This is a genomic window from Natronococcus occultus SP4 (assembly GCF_000328685.1).
Lineage (GTDB): Archaea > Halobacteriota > Halobacteria > Halobacteriales > Natrialbaceae > Natronococcus > Natronococcus occultus.
Map to the genome: position 1 here is coordinate 2249969 of NC_019974.1, position 17981 is coordinate 2267949.

The following is a 17981-nucleotide window of genomic DNA, read 5'->3' on the forward strand; positions in this document are numbered from 1 at the left end:
CTACCGGTCCTCCGTCGTTCCGAGGACGTCTGCCCCGGACAGTATTTTTCGCGCGGTCTCGTGGTTAGACATACTCCTCTCTTGTGAGACCACCGCTAAAATTCTCGCCACGAGTTCAGTCCTCGTTTCGAGCGGTGAGTCGAGCCTCGAATCGAATCGTGAGCTGACAAACATCTTGATTATCAACCTGTTTGAGATTCTACCGGGGACGAACCCCTGCAACCGCGTCGCCGTCGACATCGCCCGGGCCGTCCTCGGGAGACGGTGCAGCCCTCGACTCGCTGTCACGCCGCGTGGCCGCGGGCCGAGCGCCCGAGGACGGCAGCCGCCAGCGTGGCGGCTCGGACGCCCGTTCGGACCCCGCCCGCGTTCGCGTGGGTGGGCGTTCGAACGTCACGTTCGGATCGGACGTCCTCGGGATCGCGTGGCACGCGGAGACACTAACACAACCAATGTTCGAACAAATTACAGACAACGACGAACGCGGTCAGGTGGGTATCGGCACGCTGATCGTGTTCATCGCGATGGTGCTGGTCGCGGCGATCGCGGCCGGCGTCCTGATCAATACGGCCGGCTCACTCCAGAGTCAGGCCTCCGATACGGGTACAGAGACCCAGCAGGCGGTGGCGAACCAGATCGAGGTGACCCATGCAGTTGGGTACGTCGGTCACGATGGCACTGTCGCTGATGACAACACTGACGCCGATGAAGATGAGATCGGGTACGCTGACCTAATCATCAAGCAGTCGGCCGGTTCTGACGTCATCGACCTCGAGTCGATGACCGTCCAGTACACGAGTTCGTCTGCTGATGCAACGCTCGAGTATGAAGACGACTTCGGCGATGAAAGTGGCGATTCTCTCGATGACTTCCTCACTGAGGATTCTGACGACACGTTCGCAACGATTGAGGCTGGTCAGAACTCTGACGAGGGAGAGGTTAACGTTGTTGAGGCAGGAAATGCTCTGACGGACACCAGCGATCGAGCGCTTCTCCGGCTCAACGTCGATGCGATCGAGGACGACTACGCACTCGAGTCCGGTGACAGTGCGACGGTCGCACTGACTGACCAGTCTGGTGCGCAGTTCACCTACGGCATCACGACGCCGCCGAGCTTCGTCGATAAGGACGTGGTGGAGGTCTAACCATGTTCGAGCGAATCCACTCCGAGGACGAGCGCGGTCAGGTCGGGATCGGTACGCTGATCGTGTTCATCGCGATGGTGCTAGTTGCGGCGATCGCAGCCGGCGTCCTGATCAACACGGCCGGCTCCCTCCAGAGTCAGGCCTCCGACACTGGTTCGGAAACGCAGCAGGCAGTGGCGAATCAAATCGAAGTGACTCACGCTGTTGCTGAAAACCAGTTCGAATGGGATGACGTAGACGATCCTCCAGGCGATCTATCTGATGATACTCAGGTTGAAGCCGTATCGATCCCTGGTGACGACGTAGATACCGGGGCAGAGTACCAGGTCAACGACGAAGAGACCTATAACGAGCTTCGGCTATCGGTCAAATCGTCGGCCGGCTCTGATGTTATCGATCTTTCGTCGATGACCGTTCAGTACACGAGCGGTGAGGACTCACACACACTCTCTCACGAGAGTCAGGTAGAGGGAATCGATAACCCAGATACTGAACTCGCCGAGGGAGAGAGCTTAGAACCGTTCTTCGTTACCACAGAATCTACCGATCGAGACTCCGAAGAGACGTCTCTCACTGAAACGGAAGATCGAGTTGACGTTATTATCCCACTGATTGGTGACGAAGGTGAGGCTGGTGGTGTATTGGAGAACGGTTGGACTGAAGACCAGAACCAGCCGTCCGCTCTCGAGCCTAGTGACAGCGTCTCGATTCAGCTCGTCGACCAGTCCGGTGCCGAATACACCTACGGTGTAACGATGCCCCAGACTGTCGACCATCCAGCAGAGCAACCGGTTGTAACGGTCTAACGTGATACAATGGTTAACACACAAAATTCAAACTCCGAAAATGATCGCGGTCAGGTCGGGATCGGAACGCTCATCGTGTTCATCGCGATGGTCCTGGTCGCAGCGATTGCGGCCGGCGTTCTGATCAACACGGCCGGCTCGCTCCAGAGCCAGGCTTCCGACACCGGTACAGAAACCCAACAGGCAGTGGCGAATCAGATCGAAGTCGTTCACGCGTATGGTGATACCGATGGAGAAGATACCGTTAACGACCTTCATCTTGTCGTGAAGAAATCCGCTGGATCAGATGTGATCGATATGGAGTCGATGACTCTCCAGTACACGAGTGAATCCACAGCTGAGACGCTCGAATACGGTGATGCAGATGGTGACGGAGAATTCGGGACGGCTGGACTAGCGGACACCGAAGAGGACGGTACGGCACTTACCGACACTAGCGATCGGATCGAGATATCCATCGGAATTACCGGGACGTTCGATGGTGATGAAGAATTGAACTCCGGAGATAGTGCGACTATCGAATTAGTCGACCAATCCGGAGCGAAGTTCTCGTACGGTGTAACGGTTCCGGCAACGTTCGGCGGTGACGTTGTGGAGGTCTAACTAATGTTCGAAACAGTCGCAAACGACGATGACCGAGGTCAGGTCGGAATCGGAACGCTCATCGTGTTCATCGCGATGGTCCTGGTCGCAGCGATCGCGGCCGGCGTTCTGATTAATACGGCCGGCTCGCTCCAGAGCCAGGCCTCCGACACCGGTACAGAAACCCAACAAGCAGTGGCGAACCAGATCGAAGTCGTTCACGCGTATGCGGAAGATACAGAGGAGGGTCCTGACGGATTCGACGAACTTAATCTGATCGTGAAGAAGTCTGCCGGTTCGGACGTAATCGATATGGAGTCGATGACCGTTCAGTATACGGACTCGGACGACTCGTTGACTCTTGCACACGATGAGGGCTTCGAAACTGAGGCTGGTACCGATGACAGTGACGACGACGCTCTCACTGCAACTAGCGATCGGATTCAGCTAACGATCGACTTGGATGATTCTGAGGACGAACCTAACGTTCTGAGCCCTGGTGACAGCGCAACGGTCGAGCTCATTGACCAGTCCGGTGCACAGTTCAGCTACGGTGTGACGATGCCGCAGACAGTCAGTGACGATCAGACCGTCGTCGACGTCTAATCGCCACTCCGACTACCACACCCATCGAATTTCGGAGCCGACTTGAGCACACACCCGAGTCTGCTCCTACAGCATTTTTAGACGTCAGGCTGGCTAACCGAGAGTGCTCTTCTCGAGCACCGATAACTGAAGGCTAGTTGAAAATTGACTTGAAGCAAGCATCCGTCGCTCACAACTCACCACTCGATATCGCCCAGAGATTTTTACAGGTATACTATTCACTAATAGTATGATCGACGACGGTACGTCCTCGAGACGGCGGTTTCTCGGGACGGCGATGGCCGCTGTGGCGACGGCCGGACTGGCCGGCTGTACCGGTTCGACCGGACAGATCCAGCCCGAAGAGCCCTCGGAGCCCCGCGAGGGGAGCCCCGAGGAGTTCTACTACTTCCTCGAGGACAACGACATCGCGGTCGAGGACTTGGCCCGCGAGGACGACGAACTCTTTCTGACCTACGACTCCGACGCGGCGGACGTCGAGGAGTCCGACGAAGAGATCATGGTGATCTACGAGGTGTACAAGCTGGCGCTGATCCACCGCGGCTCGGAGATCGAGTTTCTCTACACCGAGATCGCGGACCCCTTCGACGGCCAGGCCCACGGCTGGGGGATCGACACGGAGTGGGTCCATCGGTTCGACAGCGAGGACGACGCGGACGAGCCGGGCAACGAGTCGGTCACTGACGAGACGACCAACGCGAGCGCGGGCAACGACTCCGCGGGCAACGAAAGCGAGGGGCTTGATATGGACCAGGTCACCCTCTGGAGCAACATCATGAACACCAAAGTGTACGAGGACGACGTCGAGGCGGTCGGCAACGAAACGGACGCGAACGAGACCGCGGCCAACGCGACCGACGACGTCCTCGAGAACGAGAGCGACTGACCAGCCATGACCGAGGACGGCCCCCGCGACGAGGGCGTGCTCACCCCCGAGGAGCTCGCGCTCGAGCACGATTCCGTCGCCGAACTGGGCGAGAACCGGTTTCTGGTGCGCTCGGAGGGCGACGCGAGCCCGGAACGGGCGCTCCCCGACGGCCGCGGCGGACACGATCACGCGACCCCGCGGGTCGGCGACACCCCCGAACCCCACGCGGTCGACATCGCCCTGAAGGTCGACGGCGAGGTCGCACGGTATCGGACGTCCTCGAACGACGTCCGCGAGGTGTTCGCCGAACTGCTGACCTGGTATGCGACCCAGCTTGACGCGGATCTCTCGCCCGAAGAGACCCTGCGGCTGATGCTCGAACACGCCGACCTTGAGCGCTGACTCGGGACGCGACGGATGACGCGTCCTTTTTCCCCCTCGAGCGACGAGAACGGCCCATGAGCAATCCACGCGAGGAGTTTCTGGCAGGGGAGCGTCCCGACGACGTCGCCCTGTTTCTGGCCGATTCGTACGTCGAAGACGACCGCCTCGAGAAGTTCGGCGACCCCGTCGAGGACGGGACCGTGATGATCGTCGACGGCGAGAGCGGGCGCAACGCGTTCAAGGCCGCGACCGACACCGACGCGATGAGCTTCGCCAAGACCGCGATGCAGCGGGAAAGCGAGATCAACGACGACCTCACCAGCGGCGAGTGTCCCGACACCGACGAGGACGGCGCCCACGAGCCCCAGTTCGTCTTCGCGTTCGCCGAGGAACAGAACGAGGACGTCGGCGGAATCTACGCCGAGGGCGCGGTCGTCCACGCCTACGCGCAGTGTTCCTGCGGGACGGCCTACTCGGATCGCTGGAACGTCGACGACTGATCGACGCCCGTCGACTGGGACCCGTACGACGACGAGCACCGCCAAGGAGCAGCCTTTTCCTGCCGGCCCGGCTACTCGCCCGCAATGAGTTCCTTCGAGACGCCACACGAGACCGACCGCGGCTTCGGGCTGTCGCGTCGCGAGGTAACCGTCGTCGGCGGCGCGAGCAGCCTGATGGCGGTCACCATCGCATTGATGTACGCCTTCGCGATGACCCCGATCGCCGAGCTTAACCAGCTCGTGTTCTCGGTACCCATCGTCGGCGTCATCGTCTACGGCGCGGCGATCACGATCGGCGACCTGATCGCCGAGCGAGGCGTCAAAAACGACAACATGGGGTCAGCGTTTCTCGGGATGGTCATCCTCCAGGTCGCGTTCGCCGCCTTCGGCGCGGGCGTGATCGCGTTCGCGCCGCCGGATCTCCGGGTGACGATCCTCGGTATCACGGCGGTCATCACCGCGATCATGATGGCCGTGATCTCGGGGTACGTCTACGCCCGCTCGATCACCTTCGAACACTGGGGGCGGTTCTCGACGTACGCCTTCATCGGCGGCGTGATCGCGATCCTCGTCGGCAGCTTCGTCCTCCCGGAGCTGCTGCTGGCCGGCTTCGCGCTGTTCTTTCTCGGCTTCGTCCTCCGGCTCGGCTACGAGATCTGGCAGGTCCGGGACAACCACAACGCCTCGGTCGGCCTGCAGACGATCGGCGTCTACGTCGCCGTCGCCGGGGTGTTCGTCCACGTCCTGCAGCTCGTCCGGGCCTACGTCCTCTCCCAGGAGTAAGAACGGCTCGCCGAGGGCCTACGCCGACTCCTCGTCGACGTCGTCCGCGGTCTCCGACGCTTCGTCCGATTCCGCGACGTCGCGGAACGCGTCGAGTAACACCTGTTTTGCGACCGCGCCTCGCGAGGTCCAGTGCATCGCGTAGTCGAGCATGTCGTCGTAGATATCGGGCTTGCAGCCCGCAGCCTTCGGGTGGCCCCCGCCGTTGACCTGGCCCGCAACCTCGTGACAGCGCTCGAACGCGTCGGTCCCCCGGATCGAGGCCGAGCCGGCGGGTTTGACGACGATCGAGGCGTCGGCACCCCGCTCGCGCATCGCCTCGGCGACCTCGTTTTGCGAGCAGCGCCCGTAGGTGATCCCGACCGTGTACCCCTCGATCTCGCGGAACTCCGCGCGACCGACGGCCTGCTCGATCAGCGCCTCCTTCTCGACGCGGCGCTCGGTCAGAAAGTCCGCGACCCACTCGGGCAGATCGACGCCGTACTCACGGACGACCTCGACGTACTCGGCGGGGTCGGTCCAGTAGGCGTAATCCGCCAGATCGTCACTGCGGGGATCCTCGCGCAGCCAGAGGTCGTGATCCCGCGTCACCGCCGCCAGCTCCTCGTACATCGGGGAGAACTCGTACTCAAGCGAACGGTAGACGACGTCGGCCGAACACTCCTCGTCGGAGTCCCCGACGACGAGCTCGACCCCTGCGTCTCGAACCGCCGCGGCGACCTCGTCGTCCCACTGGTGGTGGTCGTACCACGAGACCCGGTCGGCGGTCTCGGTCGCCGCCGCGAGCTCGTCCTCGACGTACTCGTACTTGTCCGGACAGAGGTCACAGACGTAGAGGTCGATCCCGTCCTTGCCGTACTCGGCGACTCGCGCCAGCGCGTCCTCGACGTCGTGGGGACTCGCCGGGACGAGCGCGACCTCGTGGGGCGTGGGCTCGGGCTCCTCGAGGGGGTCTTCGGCTTCCCCCGCCGCGAGCGCGAGGTTCTCCTCGTGGGCGTCGTCGGCGGCGTCCGACTCGTCGGGATCGGGGACGTTCCGGACGTCGTCGTAGGCCTCGCGCAACAGGGCGACGCAGGCCAGTCCGTCGGCGTCCGGGTCCGCGACGACCGCAACCTCGGCGCCCTCCAGGGCCGCCCGAGTCTGTTCGTCCTCGAGGTCGTCCTCGAGATCGTCGGGGAGGAAGAATCCGGTACCGGGAAGCACCGACTTGCGGGCAGTCGGTAGATCGCCGCTGTCGATGAGTTCGTCGTACATGTCTTCCACTGGGCGGGCTGGCCGGAAGTAACCGCCGATCCACACCCCGTAGCCGCTTCAGGCCCCGGCTTCGGCCCCGCCGGTCTCGAGCTGGCGAACCGTCAACACCGGCGCTGGCGAGCGACGGACGACCCGTTCGGCGACGCTGCCGAGCAGGAGTCGGTTCTCGCCGTGTCGACCGCGCGTGCCCGTGGCGATGACGTCGGCGTCGACCTCCCGGACGTACTCGCAGATCTCGGCGGCTGGCCGTCCCTCCCTGACCGCGGTCGTCACGTCGTCGTCGGTTCGGTCCTTGACCGACGCGATAGCCGCGTCGGCGGTCGTCTCGAGAGCGGTGCGCAGCTCCTCCCGGAGCTGTTCGGGCGAGGCATCGACCTCGCTGGCGTCGATCACCGAGAGGACGTGGATCTCGGCGTCGAACTTCTCGGCGAGATCGAGCGCGACGTCGACCGCGCGGTTGACGCTGTCGGAGCCGTCCGTGGCGACGACGACCGTATCGAACATACCGGCACGTACGAGCGCCAGGGCTTAAACGCTCCCGTCACCGGCGGAGCACTCGTGTGACGCTTGCGAGCCCTCGAGCGAGAACGGTGGGGAGTCTTTTTGACGCCGGAACACACACTGCCGCTATGGACGCCAGCGAGTCGTTTACCGTCGACACGGTCCTCGCACCGGTCGACGGGAGCGAGGAATCCGCGACCGCCGTCGAGTACGCCGTCGCCGTCGCCGACCGCTACGACGCGTCGGTCCACGCACTGTTCGTGCTCGGCCGCGGCGTCGTACAGGGGATAGACGCCGGCACCGTCGAGGAAGAGGCCGTCGCCGACAGCACGCAGGGCTTTCTCGACGACATCAGTCACATCGCCGCCGACGAGGACGTCTCGCTGTCGACGTCGGTCGACAATGGGTTCTCGACGACCCGCAAGACCCGCCACCCGGGCAACGTCGTCCTCGACACCGCCGACGCCGTCGACGCCGACTTCATCGTGTTGCCACGAGAGCCGGTGACTGGGGCCTCCGCCGAGGTCCTCGAGAAGGCTGCGGAGTACGTCCTGTCCTACGCCAGCCAGCCCGTCCTCTCGGTGTAGCCGCTACGCCAGCAGGATCCCCATCTCCTGTTCGAAGTTCTCGGTGCCGGTTGGTTCGAACCCGACCCGCTCGTACAGTGCGATCGCCGGCGCGTTCCAGCGCTCGACGGTCAGCCAGACGTACTGGATCCCCAGCTCGCTTGCGTGACCTAGCAGATGTTTCAGCAGCTGGGTGCCGATGCCGGACTCCTGGTAGGCCTGGAGGACGAAGATCGCCAGCTCCCACTCGACGTCCTCGACGTCTTCGACCGACTCGGGGTCGTCGACGTCGGGGACGAGGACGGCGTGGCCGACGACGTCCTCGCCGTGGCGGGCGACGACGTTGACGCTGTTTTCGGCGATCGTCTCGAGCCAGTTGCGGATCCGCTCGGCGCCTGTCGGCGGGATCCCCTGGGCGCGGTCGGTCGGGTCGAACTCGACGTACATCTCGACGGTGTCGTCGAGCACCTCGCCGGCGAACTCCTCGACGGCGCGGTACTCGATCTCCCGGTCCGACTGGTCGGTGTCGGTCGTCGGCGGGGCGGGAAACGGTCCCGACGTCGTGTCGGGATACACGCGATCCGGCATCGTTATCGCACCAGCTTGACCGTCGTCGGGGCGTTCAACAGGACGAACTCGGTCAGCGATCCCAGCTGGATCTTCCCCATCGGGCTGATCGTCCCGCCGCCGATGACGAGCTGGTCGAACTCGCCCTGTTCGGCGTAGTTGACCAGCGAGCTGCCCGGCTCACCCTCGAGCCGCTCGATCTCGGCGTCGACGCCGGCCTCCGAGAGCAGCTTCTCGGCCTGCTGGTACATCTCCTCCTGGGAGCGTTCAGTCTCCTCTTTTTCGAGGACGACGATGGTGAGATCGTCGCCGATCTCGGTGGTTCGATCGATGGTTCGGCGCAACGCCGTGATCGATTCGTCGCTTCCGGCGAGACCCAGCAACACGTTCATGGCTACGTGTGTGAGCTAATGGACGAAAACGGTTGTGCCGCCCGCGGGAGCGACCGCGTGACGACGATGTTAAGGGCGCGTGGAGAATACGTTGACCGAATGAGTGACGCAGCGCTCGATGTCGTCGAGTTCGTGCTCACGACGAGCGTCTACTCCGACGACAGGACGCTGGACGAGAACGATCTCCCGCCGTCGTACCGTCGGGTGTTCTGGACGGGCGGGAGCGACGACGGCGACGACGAGGACGGCCGAACCCGCGGGGGGATCACCCGTCCCCTCTCGGCGACCAACAGCACCGCACGCGAGGCGACGGGCGTCGATCGGCCCTGGGAGGCCGTCTCCGGGCTGATGTTTACCGACCGGGACGAGTTCTCCGGGACGATCACGCTCACCGAGCAGGGGATGGCCGAGCAGTGGTATCTCGAACGGGTCGACGAGGAGCGCCTGCTCGAGAACCCCACCCTCGCGAAACATTTCGACGAGGCCGACGGGTACGACGTCGACGTCAGCCACGAGGACGCCCGCGAGCGAAACCGGCCGATCCAGGCCGACCGGGTCTGGATCGACGGGCTGCTCGAGGAGTACTTCGACGAGGAGGAAGACGAGGAGATGCTCGATCTCGTCGACGTCCGGGCCCCCGAGGAGGTCGACGTCACCCTCGACGACCTCGTGCTGACCGAGGGCCAGGAGGCCGAGATCGACAAGATCGCGAAGGCGATCGAACACCGCGACTACCTCGCGGAGATCGGCCTGCGCGAGATCGGGAAGCTGCTGTTCGTCGGTCCGCCGGGCACCGGGAAGACCTCCACCGCACAGGCGCTGGCCCAGGACATGGATCTGCCGTTCGTCGAGGTCAAACTCTCGATGATCACCTCCCAGTATCTGGGCGAGACGGCCAAAAACGTCGACAAGACCTTCGAGGTCGCAAAGCGGCTCTCGCCGTGTATTCTGTTTATCGACGAGTTCGACTTCGTCGCCAAGACACGGCGCAGCGACGAACACGCCGCCCTGAAGCGGGCCGTCAACACCCTGCTCAAGAGCATCGACAACATCTCGCTGATCCAGGACGACGTGCTCCTGATCGGGGCGACGAACCACCCCGACCAGTTAGACGCCGCGGCCTGGCGGCGCTTCGACGAGATCGTCAACTTCCCCAAACCCGATTACGACATGCGAGCCGACATCCTGCGGGTGATCACCCGACAGATGCGCATCGACGAGTTCGACCCCGAACTCGTCGCCGAGGCCACCGAGGGGATGACCGGGAGCGACCTCCGGATGGTGCTCCGGGAAGCCGTCCTCGAGGCGCTGACGGAGGATCGGACCGCGCTGACCCAGGAGGACCTGCTCAACGCCGTCGAGGAGTTCGAGGAGCGGGACAATCTCAAGAACATGGACATGATCGACGGCGACCACGACGCTCTCGTCGCGGGCGGGGACGTCGGAAGCAGCGGCGACGATCACGGTCACGACCACGACCACGATCACTGACCCCGTTCGGTGTCGAGAACGCAACGACCAACTGTTCGGCGTTCGTCGTGCCGGTATGTACGATTTCCACGCCCACACCAGCTACTCGGACGGCTCCTTTCTACCGGGGATGGTGCGAGCCGCCGAGGAGGCAGGACTCGAGGGAATTGGGCTGACCGACCACTGCTCGATCAGCTCGCGCGACCGGGCCAACGCCACCCGCAACCGCTACGGGTTCAACCTGGATCTCACCTACCAGCGGCGCCGCGACGCGATCGAGCAGGTCCGCGAACGGACCGGGATCGACGTCTACGACGCCGTCGAGATGGACTACGATCCTCGCGACGAAGCGGAGATCGAAGCCTTCCTCGCGGAAGCGGACTTCCAGTATGTGATCGGCAGCGTCCACGCCGTCGAGGGCGAGAACGTCCAGGTGGCCTCGAACTTCGAGGGGCTCTCCGAATCCGACCGGGACACCGTCGTCGACGACTACATCGATCGTCTCGTGGCGCTGATCGACTCGGAGCTGTTCGACGTCGCGGCCCACCTCGATCTTATCGAGCGCACGCCGCCGCTGCAGGGACGGACGACGACCGACCACTACGAGCGGGTCGCGCGGGCGTTTGCCGACTCCCGAACGGTCCCCGAGATTAACGCGGGGCGGGCGACCCGCGAGGACCCGATCGTCCACCCCTCCAGGGAGTTCCTCGAGGCGCTCCGAGAGTACGACGTTCCCGTGACACTGGGAACCGACTCACACGCACCCGAGGAGATCTGCGAGCGAACGACCTTCCTCGAGGAGTACCTGCGCGACCGAGAACTCGAGCCGGTGAGCCCGCCGGGGCTGGACGCACACCGCTAGCGCCGACGCCACGCTTTTCCGCGCGCCGTCCGTCGGTTCGGTATGACCTCCGATCGGAACGTGTTCGGCACCGAGCTCGAACCCTGTAGCACCGATCCGATGACCGGCTTCCTGCGGGACGGCTGCTGTCGGCGCGTCGAGGGCGACCGGGGTCGCCACGAGCTCTGTGCGGTGCTCACCGAGGAGTTCCTGCGGTTCAGCAAGGCCCAGGGCAACGACCTCACGACGCCCCGCCCCGAACTCGAGTTCCCCGGGCTCGAGCCCGGCGACCGCTGGTGTCTCTGTCTGGGACGGTGGCTCGAGGCCGAGGACGCAGACTGTGCGCCGCCGGTCGTCCTCGAGGCGACCCACGAGGCGGTCCTTCGTGACGTCGATCCGGACCTGCTCCGGGAACACGAGTACGATCCTCGAGAGCACGACGGGCCGATCGACGGCGACTCCGACTCCGCTCACGAGCGGTCGAAGTAAGCGAGCGATCGGGGAACACCCTTTATACGACGGCTTCGAATGGCCGGTAGATGATCGATGGATCGAACCGGACGGACGCCACCGACGCGTTCGCCCAGCGGGCACAGGCCGAGTACGGCGAGTCGATCCGTCACCTCGTCGCGTTCGGCAGCGCCGTCCGCGGCGGCGAGCGGGGCGTCCACGGCGAGGCGGAGCTGTTACTGGTCCTCGAGGACGTCGAGCCCGAGCGCGAACTCGAGGCGCTGGCTCGCGAGGTCGGCCTCGAGCACGGGACCGTCCTCGAACTGCACGTGTTGCCGGCCGAGCGGTACGAGGAACGCGAGGACCACGAGTTCGTCGAGCGGGCGTTCGCCGAAGGGGAGGTATATGTGTAGGCGACGCGGTTCCGTTCCGAGTGACGGCCACGATCGCACCGACGCCGCGACCGAGGGGGCGCAGTAGGGATGCGCGTCACCCTGCTCGGCACCGGTGACACGACCGGGACCCCGACGGTCGGCTGTGACTGCGAGACCTGCCGGCTCGCCCGGGAGCGAGGACTCGAACGGACTCGCTTCTCGGTCCACGTCGAGAACGAACGCACCGACGAGTCGCTGCTGATCGACTTCAGCCCCGACTTTCGCACCCAGTTTCTCCGCGAGGACGTCCCCCTGCCGGACGCCGGGATCGTCACCCACATTCACTTCGACCACCTCGACGGGCTGGGCAACGCCTTCCGGGTGTTCGACTCGCTGACCGTCTACGCGGCCGACGAGACCGATCCGCGGACCGGCAAGAGTGTCGCCGAGACCGTCGCCGACGACTACCACTACCTGAACACGATCACGGTTCGGCCGACGACGCCGCTGGAGCCGGTCCGGATCTGCGGGCTCGACGTGACGTTCGTCCCCGTCGACCACCCGCCGCTGGTCTGTTACGGCCTCGCGATCGAGGACCCCGAGACGGGCGCGAAGCTGTCGCTCACGGGCGATACGAACTACGCCGTTCCCGAGCGGTCACGGGACGTCCTCGCAGGTCCCGACCTCCTGCTTGCCGACGCGATCGTGCCGGCGCATCTCTGTGCGTCCCACCCCGCAGGCGGCCGCCACGAGGCACCGGACGGGACGCCCTACACCTTCGGCTCGAAACACATGACCCGCGAGGGGGCGCTGGCGCTGGCTGACGAACTCGAGGCGAGCCGAACCCGTCTCGTCCACGCCGCACACTACTATCCCGCCGACGAGGCGTTCGAAGAGCCGCTTGCCGTCGACGGCGAACGGTACGTCCTCGAGTAAGCGACGGAGTTAGAACCCGCCGCCGAACAACAACTCGAGGAAGTCCTGCACCGCGAAGACGGCCAGGACGAACGCCAGCAACACGAGGAAGGCGTTGACGACGTTCAGCGCGGTCGTGTTGCGGTACTCGCCCATCGTCTCGCGGTCGTTGACCGCCCAGAACAGCAACAGCGCGGCCAGAGGCAGTCCGAAGATCCCGTTGTACGTCGGGAAGAGGATGACCATGTCGACGACCGACAGGTCGAGGACGCTGCTGACGATCGGCGACGCGAACCCGCTCGCGGTCAGCCCGACGAAGACGAGCTTGAACAGGCGACTGCTCTGGTCGACGTCGATATCCATCGCCTGTGGGATGATGTAGGCGGGGGTCCACATGATCGGGATGATGCTGTTAAACGCCGCGGCGGTGACGCCGGCGATGAACAGCACCATCGCCCACGTCCCGAGCACTTCGACGAGGGCCTCGCCGGGCGTGATGAACGATTCGAGCTCGGTGAACCCCATCGGCTGTAACACCGCGGCCGAGACGACCAGGATCGCGACAGTGGTGATCCCGCCGACGGTGAAGCCGAGGACCAGATCCTGGCGCGCGTCGGAGACGTCGCCCTCGTCGGTCCAGCCTTTCTCCTCCACGAGAATCGACTCGAGGAAGAAGTTTGGCCACAGCGCGGTCGTCCCGAGCAGGCCGGCCGCGATCGCGAGCGCGCCAAGCGAGTCCGAGGTCGGAACGAACCCGAGCGCGACCCCGCCGAGGTCGGGGTTGCTCCAACCGGCGACGATGAGATACAGCACCATCACCGCCATCATCATCACGATCATCAGCTGTTCGATCTTCTGGTAGTTCAGTAAGCCGACGCCGATGGCAACCAGTGTCGTGACGACGGCGACGGGTTGCCAGGCGATGGCGCCACCGGTGACGAAGGAGACTCCGGCGCCGACGGCAGCGACGAGGCCGAGCGTCCAGGCGACACAGCCGATCGACAGAAACACCGCGATCGCCGTCGCGAGCCTCTTTCCGACCTTCTCACGGACGAATATCATGAGCGGCTTGCCGTGGATTCCGAGCCGCGCGCTCATGTCCTGGGCCATCACGCCGAGCAACACCGCTCCGACGACGGCCCACAGCAGCGTGTAGCCGTGCATGATCCCCGCCTGGCTCGCGATAAAGACCGAGCCAGAGCCGAAGTAGCTGGCGACCATGACGAACGCCAGCCCGTACTCCTGTACCGCCTCGGATAGTTCTCTAGCGATTCTTGCCGTGAAGTTTTCAGTAGTACCCATGAATTAAATTTGCGGTTGTTTCCGTCTGTCGCTCGTTCATCCTATAGAGATAGTACTGCGAAGTCAGCCAAATATAGCAGTTACGCACGGAAAAGCCCCCGCGTTTCAAGTTCCGGGCTACGGCCGAAACAGCGCCTGAATCGCCTGAACTGAGGTGTGTTGAAAGCCGCGCTATCGGTCAGCTGAACCGCTCCAGCCCCGTCTGTGTCCGCCGCCGTCCGCTCGGATCGGCGACCCAGTCGGTGCGGTGGTCTCGCTCGGTCTCGTGGTCGACTGCCGGAGCGGACCCCCGGACGTAGCCGGGACAGTCGACCCCACAGTCACCTTCCGCGTCGACGGCCCGACCCGCCCACTCGCAGTACGGCACCGTCGCCCCGTTCGAGTCGGCGGCCCGACAGCGCTCACAGGCCGGCAGCCCGTACGTGCGCCACCCCTTCCCGTAGGCCCGTTCTGCGAGCCGACGGCGGGTGCGTGCTTTCGCCGCGGGCGAAGCGATCGCGATATCGGTCCGACCGGGGTGGGACTCGAGCGGTTCGATCCCGGGTTCGGCGACCGACAGCGGCGTCGGCTCCCGGAGGACGTCGATCTCGCGGACCGCGCCGTCCTCGCGGTGAACGCGCCAGATCCCGACTTCGTCGGGGATCCGGTTGCGGTGGGCCCCGGTCACGTAGCTCTCGGTGGCCAGTACGACCTCGTCGACCACGCCGAGGCTGACGTCCGTACGCAGCTGGGCCTCGAGGTCGCCCGGTCGGCCGAGATCGGGCTTGTTCTCGATAGCGAGGACGCGGTCGTACCAGTCGGGGTACCGGGCGACCTGGCGGACGTACTCCCGTCCGTTCCGGCGTTCGCGTTCGAAGAAGCCGACTTCGATCGCGCGCTCGGTCGCGCGCCGGGCCCGGTTCGGATGGCAGTCGAAGGCGTCTTTCCAGTACCGCGTGCGGCCGGGGCCGACTCGCGACTCGATCGCCGCCGTCGGAATCGACTCGGCCGTGATCGCCGCTCGATCCGGGAACCCGGGGCCGGGTTCGATCCCGACGATATCGAGGACGCGACCGCCTGGGTTGGCGACGCCGGCCCCGAGCTGGCGGGCGAAGAGCCGATCGCTCCGGCCCTCGAGGAAGGCACACAGCTCGAGCTCGAACGCGAACTCGCTCACGAACGGACGAACGGCCGACGGAAAGAAAAGGGGTCGGATCCGTCGGTTCGCTCTCCGACAGTGTCTCTTCGAACAACAGGATTGATCACCCTGTGGTTCGAAGCCGGACGACGTATGGGGGTACTCGATGCGTTGGGCGTTCGAAACTGCGACGGAACGACGCGGTACGAGTGTCGAAACTGCGGGCGAGAGCTGACGGCAGACGACGAGAGCTGCTCCGGCTGTGGCTCCCGGGAGATCGCCCACTACGAGTTCTGACTCGGTTCGGCGTCCGTACACCCCGAGCAGCCGCAGTACGCGTCCCACCGCGAGCGAAACGCTGATTTACGATCGAGACTACCTCCCGGTGAGGAATGGCAAACCGGGACGACGTTTCCAGGGAACTCGCGGAGTGTACGGAGTGTGGTGCCGTCTACGCGGCCAGACAGTGGCCTGATGGGCGGATCAAGACGATCGGGAGCGAGAGCTGTCAGTGTGGCTCGACGGAGTTCTCGCTCGTCGAAACGGTCGCGGCCGACGACGAGGTCGAAGGGCGGACGCCGGACGAGGCGGAGTAGCGTCCGAACCGGAACGCGTTTGCTCTGCCGTACTCGTCTGTGCTCATGAGCGAAGATCCGTTGACGCGCCGACGAACGCTCGTCGGCGCAGGTTCGATCGCGATTCTCGGAACCGCCGGCTGTCTCGAGGACGACGAATCCGACGACGAGCCGGCCGATGGGGAGTCTGCGGACGCGTTCGACGACGATCTGGTCGACGATCCGGCCGACGACACGGATCACGAGGTCGATATCTCGGAGCTACTCGTTTACGAGCGTGACGGCGAGCAGCTCGCGAACTCCCACGCCGGCCACTGGCACTACGAGACCCGGACGGGCGGCCTGCCGGTGGTCGAGCCGGGGTCGACGCTCGACCTCGAGACCAGGTTCACGAAGGACGGCGAGGACGTCGCTGTCGGCGACGGCGAGCCCTACCAGCCCGGTCTCGAGATCGCCGACGGCGAGCCGGAGGGTGTCGTCGACATCGACGTCGGCCCCACGCTCCTCTCGCTATCGGGTGCGGAGACGGGGGAGACGGCGGTGGTCTTCCAGCTGCTCGAGGACGGCGAGGCCGTCTGGGAGGCGCCGCCGATCGACGCCTTCGTCGAGAGCTGACGGCGACCGAGACCACCGGACTGCTCGGGACTGGTCGGTACCGTGATACGCCCCGAGAACAGTAGGTTTATCAGTCGCACCGGGGAACTTCTACCTAAGATTACTCATCGTCTTATGGCAGGAACTCAACAACCGGAGGTGAACATCGGACTCGTCGGCCACGTCGATCACGGCAAGACGACGCTGGTGCAGGCACTCAGCGGATCGTGGACTGACCAGCACAGCGAGGAGATGAAACGCGGCATCTCCATCCGACTGGGCTACGCCGACGCGACGTTCCGGCACTGTCCCGATCTGGATGAACCCGAACGCTACACCGTCGAACAGGAGTGTCCGGACGGCTCGCCCAGCGAGCCGCTGCGGACCGTCTCGTTCGTCGACGCGCCGGGCCACGAGACCCTGATGGCGACGATGCTGTCGGGGGCCTCGCTGATGGATGGCGCCGTGTTGGTCGTCAGCGCCAACGAGCCCGTTCCCCAGCCCCAGACCGAGGAGCACCTGATGGCGCTGGATATCATCGGGATCGACAACATCGTCATCGCCCAGAACAAGGTCGACCTCGTCGACTCCCAGCAGGCCCGACAGAACTACCGGGAGATCCAGGAGTTCGTGGAGGGGACCGTCGCCGAGGACGCTCCCGTCGTCCCCGTCTCGGCGGGCCAGGAGGTCAATCTCGACCTGCTGATCCAGGCGATCGAGGAGGAGATCCCCACGCCCGAACGGGATCCCGGGACCGACCCCCGGATGCACGTCGCCCGGAGCTTCGACATCAACAAACCCGGGACGACCGCCAAGGACCTCGCCGGCGGCGTCCTCGGCGGGAGCCTCATCCGGGGCGAGCTCGAGGTCGGCGACGAACTCGAGATCCGTCCGGGACGGGAGGTCGAGGAGGGCGGCCAGACCGAGTACGTCCCGATCCAGACGACGGTCCGATCGCTGCAGGCTGGTGGCGCCGACGCGGAGTCGGTCACCCCCGGCGGGCTGCTGGGGGTCGGCACCGGACTCGACCCGTCGCTGACGAAAGGCGACGCGCTCGCTGGACGGATCGCGGGTCCGCCGGAATCGCTCCCGCCGACCTGGGAGCAGTTCACGATGGACGTCGACCTGCTCGATCGCGTCGTCGGCAACGTCGAGGACGCGAGCCAGGAGGGCGACGCCGCCGACATCGACGAGATCAACACTGGCGAACCCCTGATGATGACCATCGGAACGGCGACGACCGTCGGCGCAGTTACAAGCGCCCGCAGCGGGGAGTGTGAGGTCAAGCTCAAACGCCCCGTCTCGGCCGAGCCGGGCTCGAAGATCGCGATCAACCGTCGGATCGGCGCCCGCTGGCGACTGATCGGGCTTGGAACGCTTCGCGAGTAA

Annotated in this window: 25 protein-coding genes; 18 read left to right on the forward strand and 7 right to left on the reverse strand. The window is 64.8% G+C overall.

What is annotated here, in order from left to right:
* Window positions 1-284: 284 nt before the first annotated feature.
* A complete protein-coding gene (locus NATOC_RS21925) occupies window positions 285-431 on the reverse strand; it encodes a hypothetical protein (RefSeq protein WP_157224626.1) in 147 nt (48 codons plus the stop codon).
* Between the two features lie 21 nt (window positions 432-452).
* On the opposite strand from NATOC_RS21925, the gene NATOC_RS11155 reads away from it, so the two are divergent.
* The 8 genes from NATOC_RS11155 to NATOC_RS11190 all read left to right on the forward strand — a co-directional run bounded on the left by NATOC_RS11155 (window position 453) and on the right by NATOC_RS11190 (window position 5674).
* Window positions 453-1145: an archaellin/type IV pilin N-terminal domain-containing protein gene (locus tag NATOC_RS11155; RefSeq protein ID WP_049888753.1), complete on the forward strand. Its 693-nt coding sequence runs from the start codon at window positions 453-455 to the stop codon at window positions 1143-1145.
* Between the two features lie 2 nt (window positions 1146-1147).
* On the forward strand, window positions 1148-1951 hold the full coding sequence (locus tag NATOC_RS11160; RefSeq protein ID WP_015321553.1) for an archaellin/type IV pilin N-terminal domain-containing protein: 804 nt from the start codon (window positions 1148-1150) through the stop codon (window positions 1949-1951).
* A 9-nt stretch (window positions 1952-1960) separates the two neighbouring features.
* The gene (locus NATOC_RS11165) at window positions 1961-2554 is read left to right on the forward strand and encodes an archaellin/type IV pilin N-terminal domain-containing protein (protein WP_015321554.1); all 594 of its coding nucleotides are present in this window, start codon (window positions 1961-1963) and stop codon (window positions 2552-2554) included.
* A gap of 3 nt (window positions 2555-2557) precedes the next feature.
* Window positions 2558-3139: an archaellin/type IV pilin N-terminal domain-containing protein gene (locus tag NATOC_RS11170; protein ID WP_015321555.1), complete on the forward strand. Its 582-nt coding sequence runs from the start codon at window positions 2558-2560 to the stop codon at window positions 3137-3139.
* A gap of 229 nt (window positions 3140-3368) precedes the next feature.
* Entirely contained in the window at window positions 3369-4025 is a 657-nt protein-coding gene (locus NATOC_RS11175) for a twin-arginine translocation signal domain-containing protein (RefSeq protein WP_015321556.1), read from the forward strand.
* Between the two features lie 6 nt (window positions 4026-4031).
* Complete coding sequence (locus NATOC_RS11180) at window positions 4032-4409, forward strand: DUF7500 family protein (protein ID WP_015321557.1); 378 nt, start codon at window positions 4032-4034, stop codon at window positions 4407-4409.
* A 56-nt stretch (window positions 4410-4465) separates the two neighbouring features.
* The gene (locus NATOC_RS11185; protein ID WP_015321558.1) at window positions 4466-4891 is read left to right on the forward strand and encodes a DUF5807 family protein; all 426 of its coding nucleotides are present in this window, start codon (window positions 4466-4468) and stop codon (window positions 4889-4891) included.
* Between the two features lie 84 nt (window positions 4892-4975).
* Complete coding sequence (locus NATOC_RS11190) at window positions 4976-5674, forward strand: Bax inhibitor 1 family protein (protein ID WP_015321559.1); 699 nt, start codon at window positions 4976-4978, stop codon at window positions 5672-5674.
* 18 nt (window positions 5675-5692) lie between these two features.
* Here the strand turns inward: NATOC_RS11190 and NATOC_RS11195 are convergent, their stop codons facing one another.
* Window positions 5693-6928 (reverse strand): DHH family phosphoesterase, encoded by a 1236-nt coding sequence (locus NATOC_RS11195; RefSeq protein ID WP_015321560.1) that lies wholly within the window; start codon window positions 6926-6928, stop codon window positions 5693-5695.
* A 57-nt stretch (window positions 6929-6985) separates the two neighbouring features.
* Window positions 6986-7432: a universal stress protein gene (locus NATOC_RS11200; protein ID WP_015321561.1), complete on the reverse strand. Its 447-nt coding sequence runs from the start codon at window positions 7430-7432 to the stop codon at window positions 6986-6988.
* Window positions 7433-7557: 125 nt separating this feature from the next.
* On the opposite strand from NATOC_RS11200, the gene NATOC_RS11205 reads away from it, so the two are divergent.
* A complete protein-coding gene (locus NATOC_RS11205; protein ID WP_015321562.1) occupies window positions 7558-8016 on the forward strand; it encodes a universal stress protein in 459 nt (152 codons plus the stop codon).
* A 3-nt stretch (window positions 8017-8019) separates the two neighbouring features.
* Here NATOC_RS11205 and NATOC_RS11210 read toward each other — a convergent pair whose 3' ends face one another.
* The gene (locus NATOC_RS11210) at window positions 8020-8583 is read right to left on the reverse strand and encodes a GNAT family N-acetyltransferase (protein ID WP_015321563.1); all 564 of its coding nucleotides are present in this window, start codon (window positions 8581-8583) and stop codon (window positions 8020-8022) included.
* 2 nt (window positions 8584-8585) lie between these two features.
* Window positions 8586-8954, reverse strand: a complete 369-nt coding sequence (locus tag NATOC_RS11215) for a universal stress protein (RefSeq protein WP_015321564.1) — start codon at window positions 8952-8954, stop codon at window positions 8586-8588.
* Window positions 8955-9053: 99 nt separating this feature from the next.
* On the opposite strand from NATOC_RS11215, the gene NATOC_RS11220 reads away from it, so the two are divergent.
* The 5 genes from NATOC_RS11220 to NATOC_RS11240 all read left to right on the forward strand — a co-directional run bounded on the left by NATOC_RS11220 (window position 9054) and on the right by NATOC_RS11240 (window position 13025).
* On the forward strand, window positions 9054-10445 hold the full coding sequence (locus tag NATOC_RS11220) for an ATP-binding protein (protein WP_015321565.1): 1392 nt from the start codon (window positions 9054-9056) through the stop codon (window positions 10443-10445).
* Between the two features lie 55 nt (window positions 10446-10500).
* Window positions 10501-11286, forward strand: a complete 786-nt coding sequence (locus NATOC_RS11225; protein ID WP_015321566.1) for a PHP domain-containing protein — start codon at window positions 10501-10503, stop codon at window positions 11284-11286.
* A 42-nt stretch (window positions 11287-11328) separates the two neighbouring features.
* Window positions 11329-11754: a DUF2237 family protein gene (locus NATOC_RS11230; RefSeq protein WP_015321567.1), complete on the forward strand. Its 426-nt coding sequence runs from the start codon at window positions 11329-11331 to the stop codon at window positions 11752-11754.
* Window positions 11755-11804: 50 nt separating this feature from the next.
* A complete protein-coding gene (locus NATOC_RS11235; protein WP_015321568.1) occupies window positions 11805-12128 on the forward strand; it encodes a hypothetical protein in 324 nt (107 codons plus the stop codon).
* Between the two features lie 69 nt (window positions 12129-12197).
* Complete coding sequence (locus NATOC_RS11240; RefSeq protein WP_015321569.1) at window positions 12198-13025, forward strand: MBL fold metallo-hydrolase; 828 nt, start codon at window positions 12198-12200, stop codon at window positions 13023-13025.
* Between the two features lie 9 nt (window positions 13026-13034).
* On the opposite strand, the gene NATOC_RS11245 is transcribed toward NATOC_RS11240, so the two are convergent.
* Window positions 13035-14306 carry an NRAMP family divalent metal transporter gene (locus NATOC_RS11245; protein ID WP_015321570.1) on the reverse strand — a complete coding sequence of 424 codons (1272 nt, stop codon included), beginning with the start codon at window positions 14304-14306 and terminating at the stop codon, window positions 13035-13037.
* Between the two features lie 178 nt (window positions 14307-14484).
* Window positions 14485-15462: a DUF5787 family protein gene (locus tag NATOC_RS11250; RefSeq protein WP_015321571.1), complete on the reverse strand. Its 978-nt coding sequence runs from the start codon at window positions 15460-15462 to the stop codon at window positions 14485-14487.
* Between the two features lie 114 nt (window positions 15463-15576).
* Between NATOC_RS11250 and NATOC_RS22365 the strand changes: the two genes are divergently transcribed.
* The 4 genes from NATOC_RS22365 to NATOC_RS11265 all read left to right on the forward strand — a co-directional run bounded on the left by NATOC_RS22365 (window position 15577) and on the right by NATOC_RS11265 (window position 17981).
* The gene (locus NATOC_RS22365; RefSeq protein ID WP_169330928.1) at window positions 15577-15720 is read left to right on the forward strand and encodes a hypothetical protein; all 144 of its coding nucleotides are present in this window, start codon (window positions 15577-15579) and stop codon (window positions 15718-15720) included.
* 95 nt (window positions 15721-15815) lie between these two features.
* The gene (locus tag NATOC_RS11255) at window positions 15816-16019 is read left to right on the forward strand and encodes a hypothetical protein (protein WP_015321572.1); all 204 of its coding nucleotides are present in this window, start codon (window positions 15816-15818) and stop codon (window positions 16017-16019) included.
* 45 nt (window positions 16020-16064) lie between these two features.
* Window positions 16065-16613, forward strand: a complete 549-nt coding sequence (locus NATOC_RS11260; RefSeq protein WP_015321573.1) for a hypothetical protein — start codon at window positions 16065-16067, stop codon at window positions 16611-16613.
* Window positions 16614-16727: 114 nt separating this feature from the next.
* Window positions 16728-17981, forward strand: a complete 1254-nt coding sequence (locus NATOC_RS11265; RefSeq protein ID WP_015321574.1) for a translation initiation factor IF-2 subunit gamma — start codon at window positions 16728-16730, stop codon at window positions 17979-17981.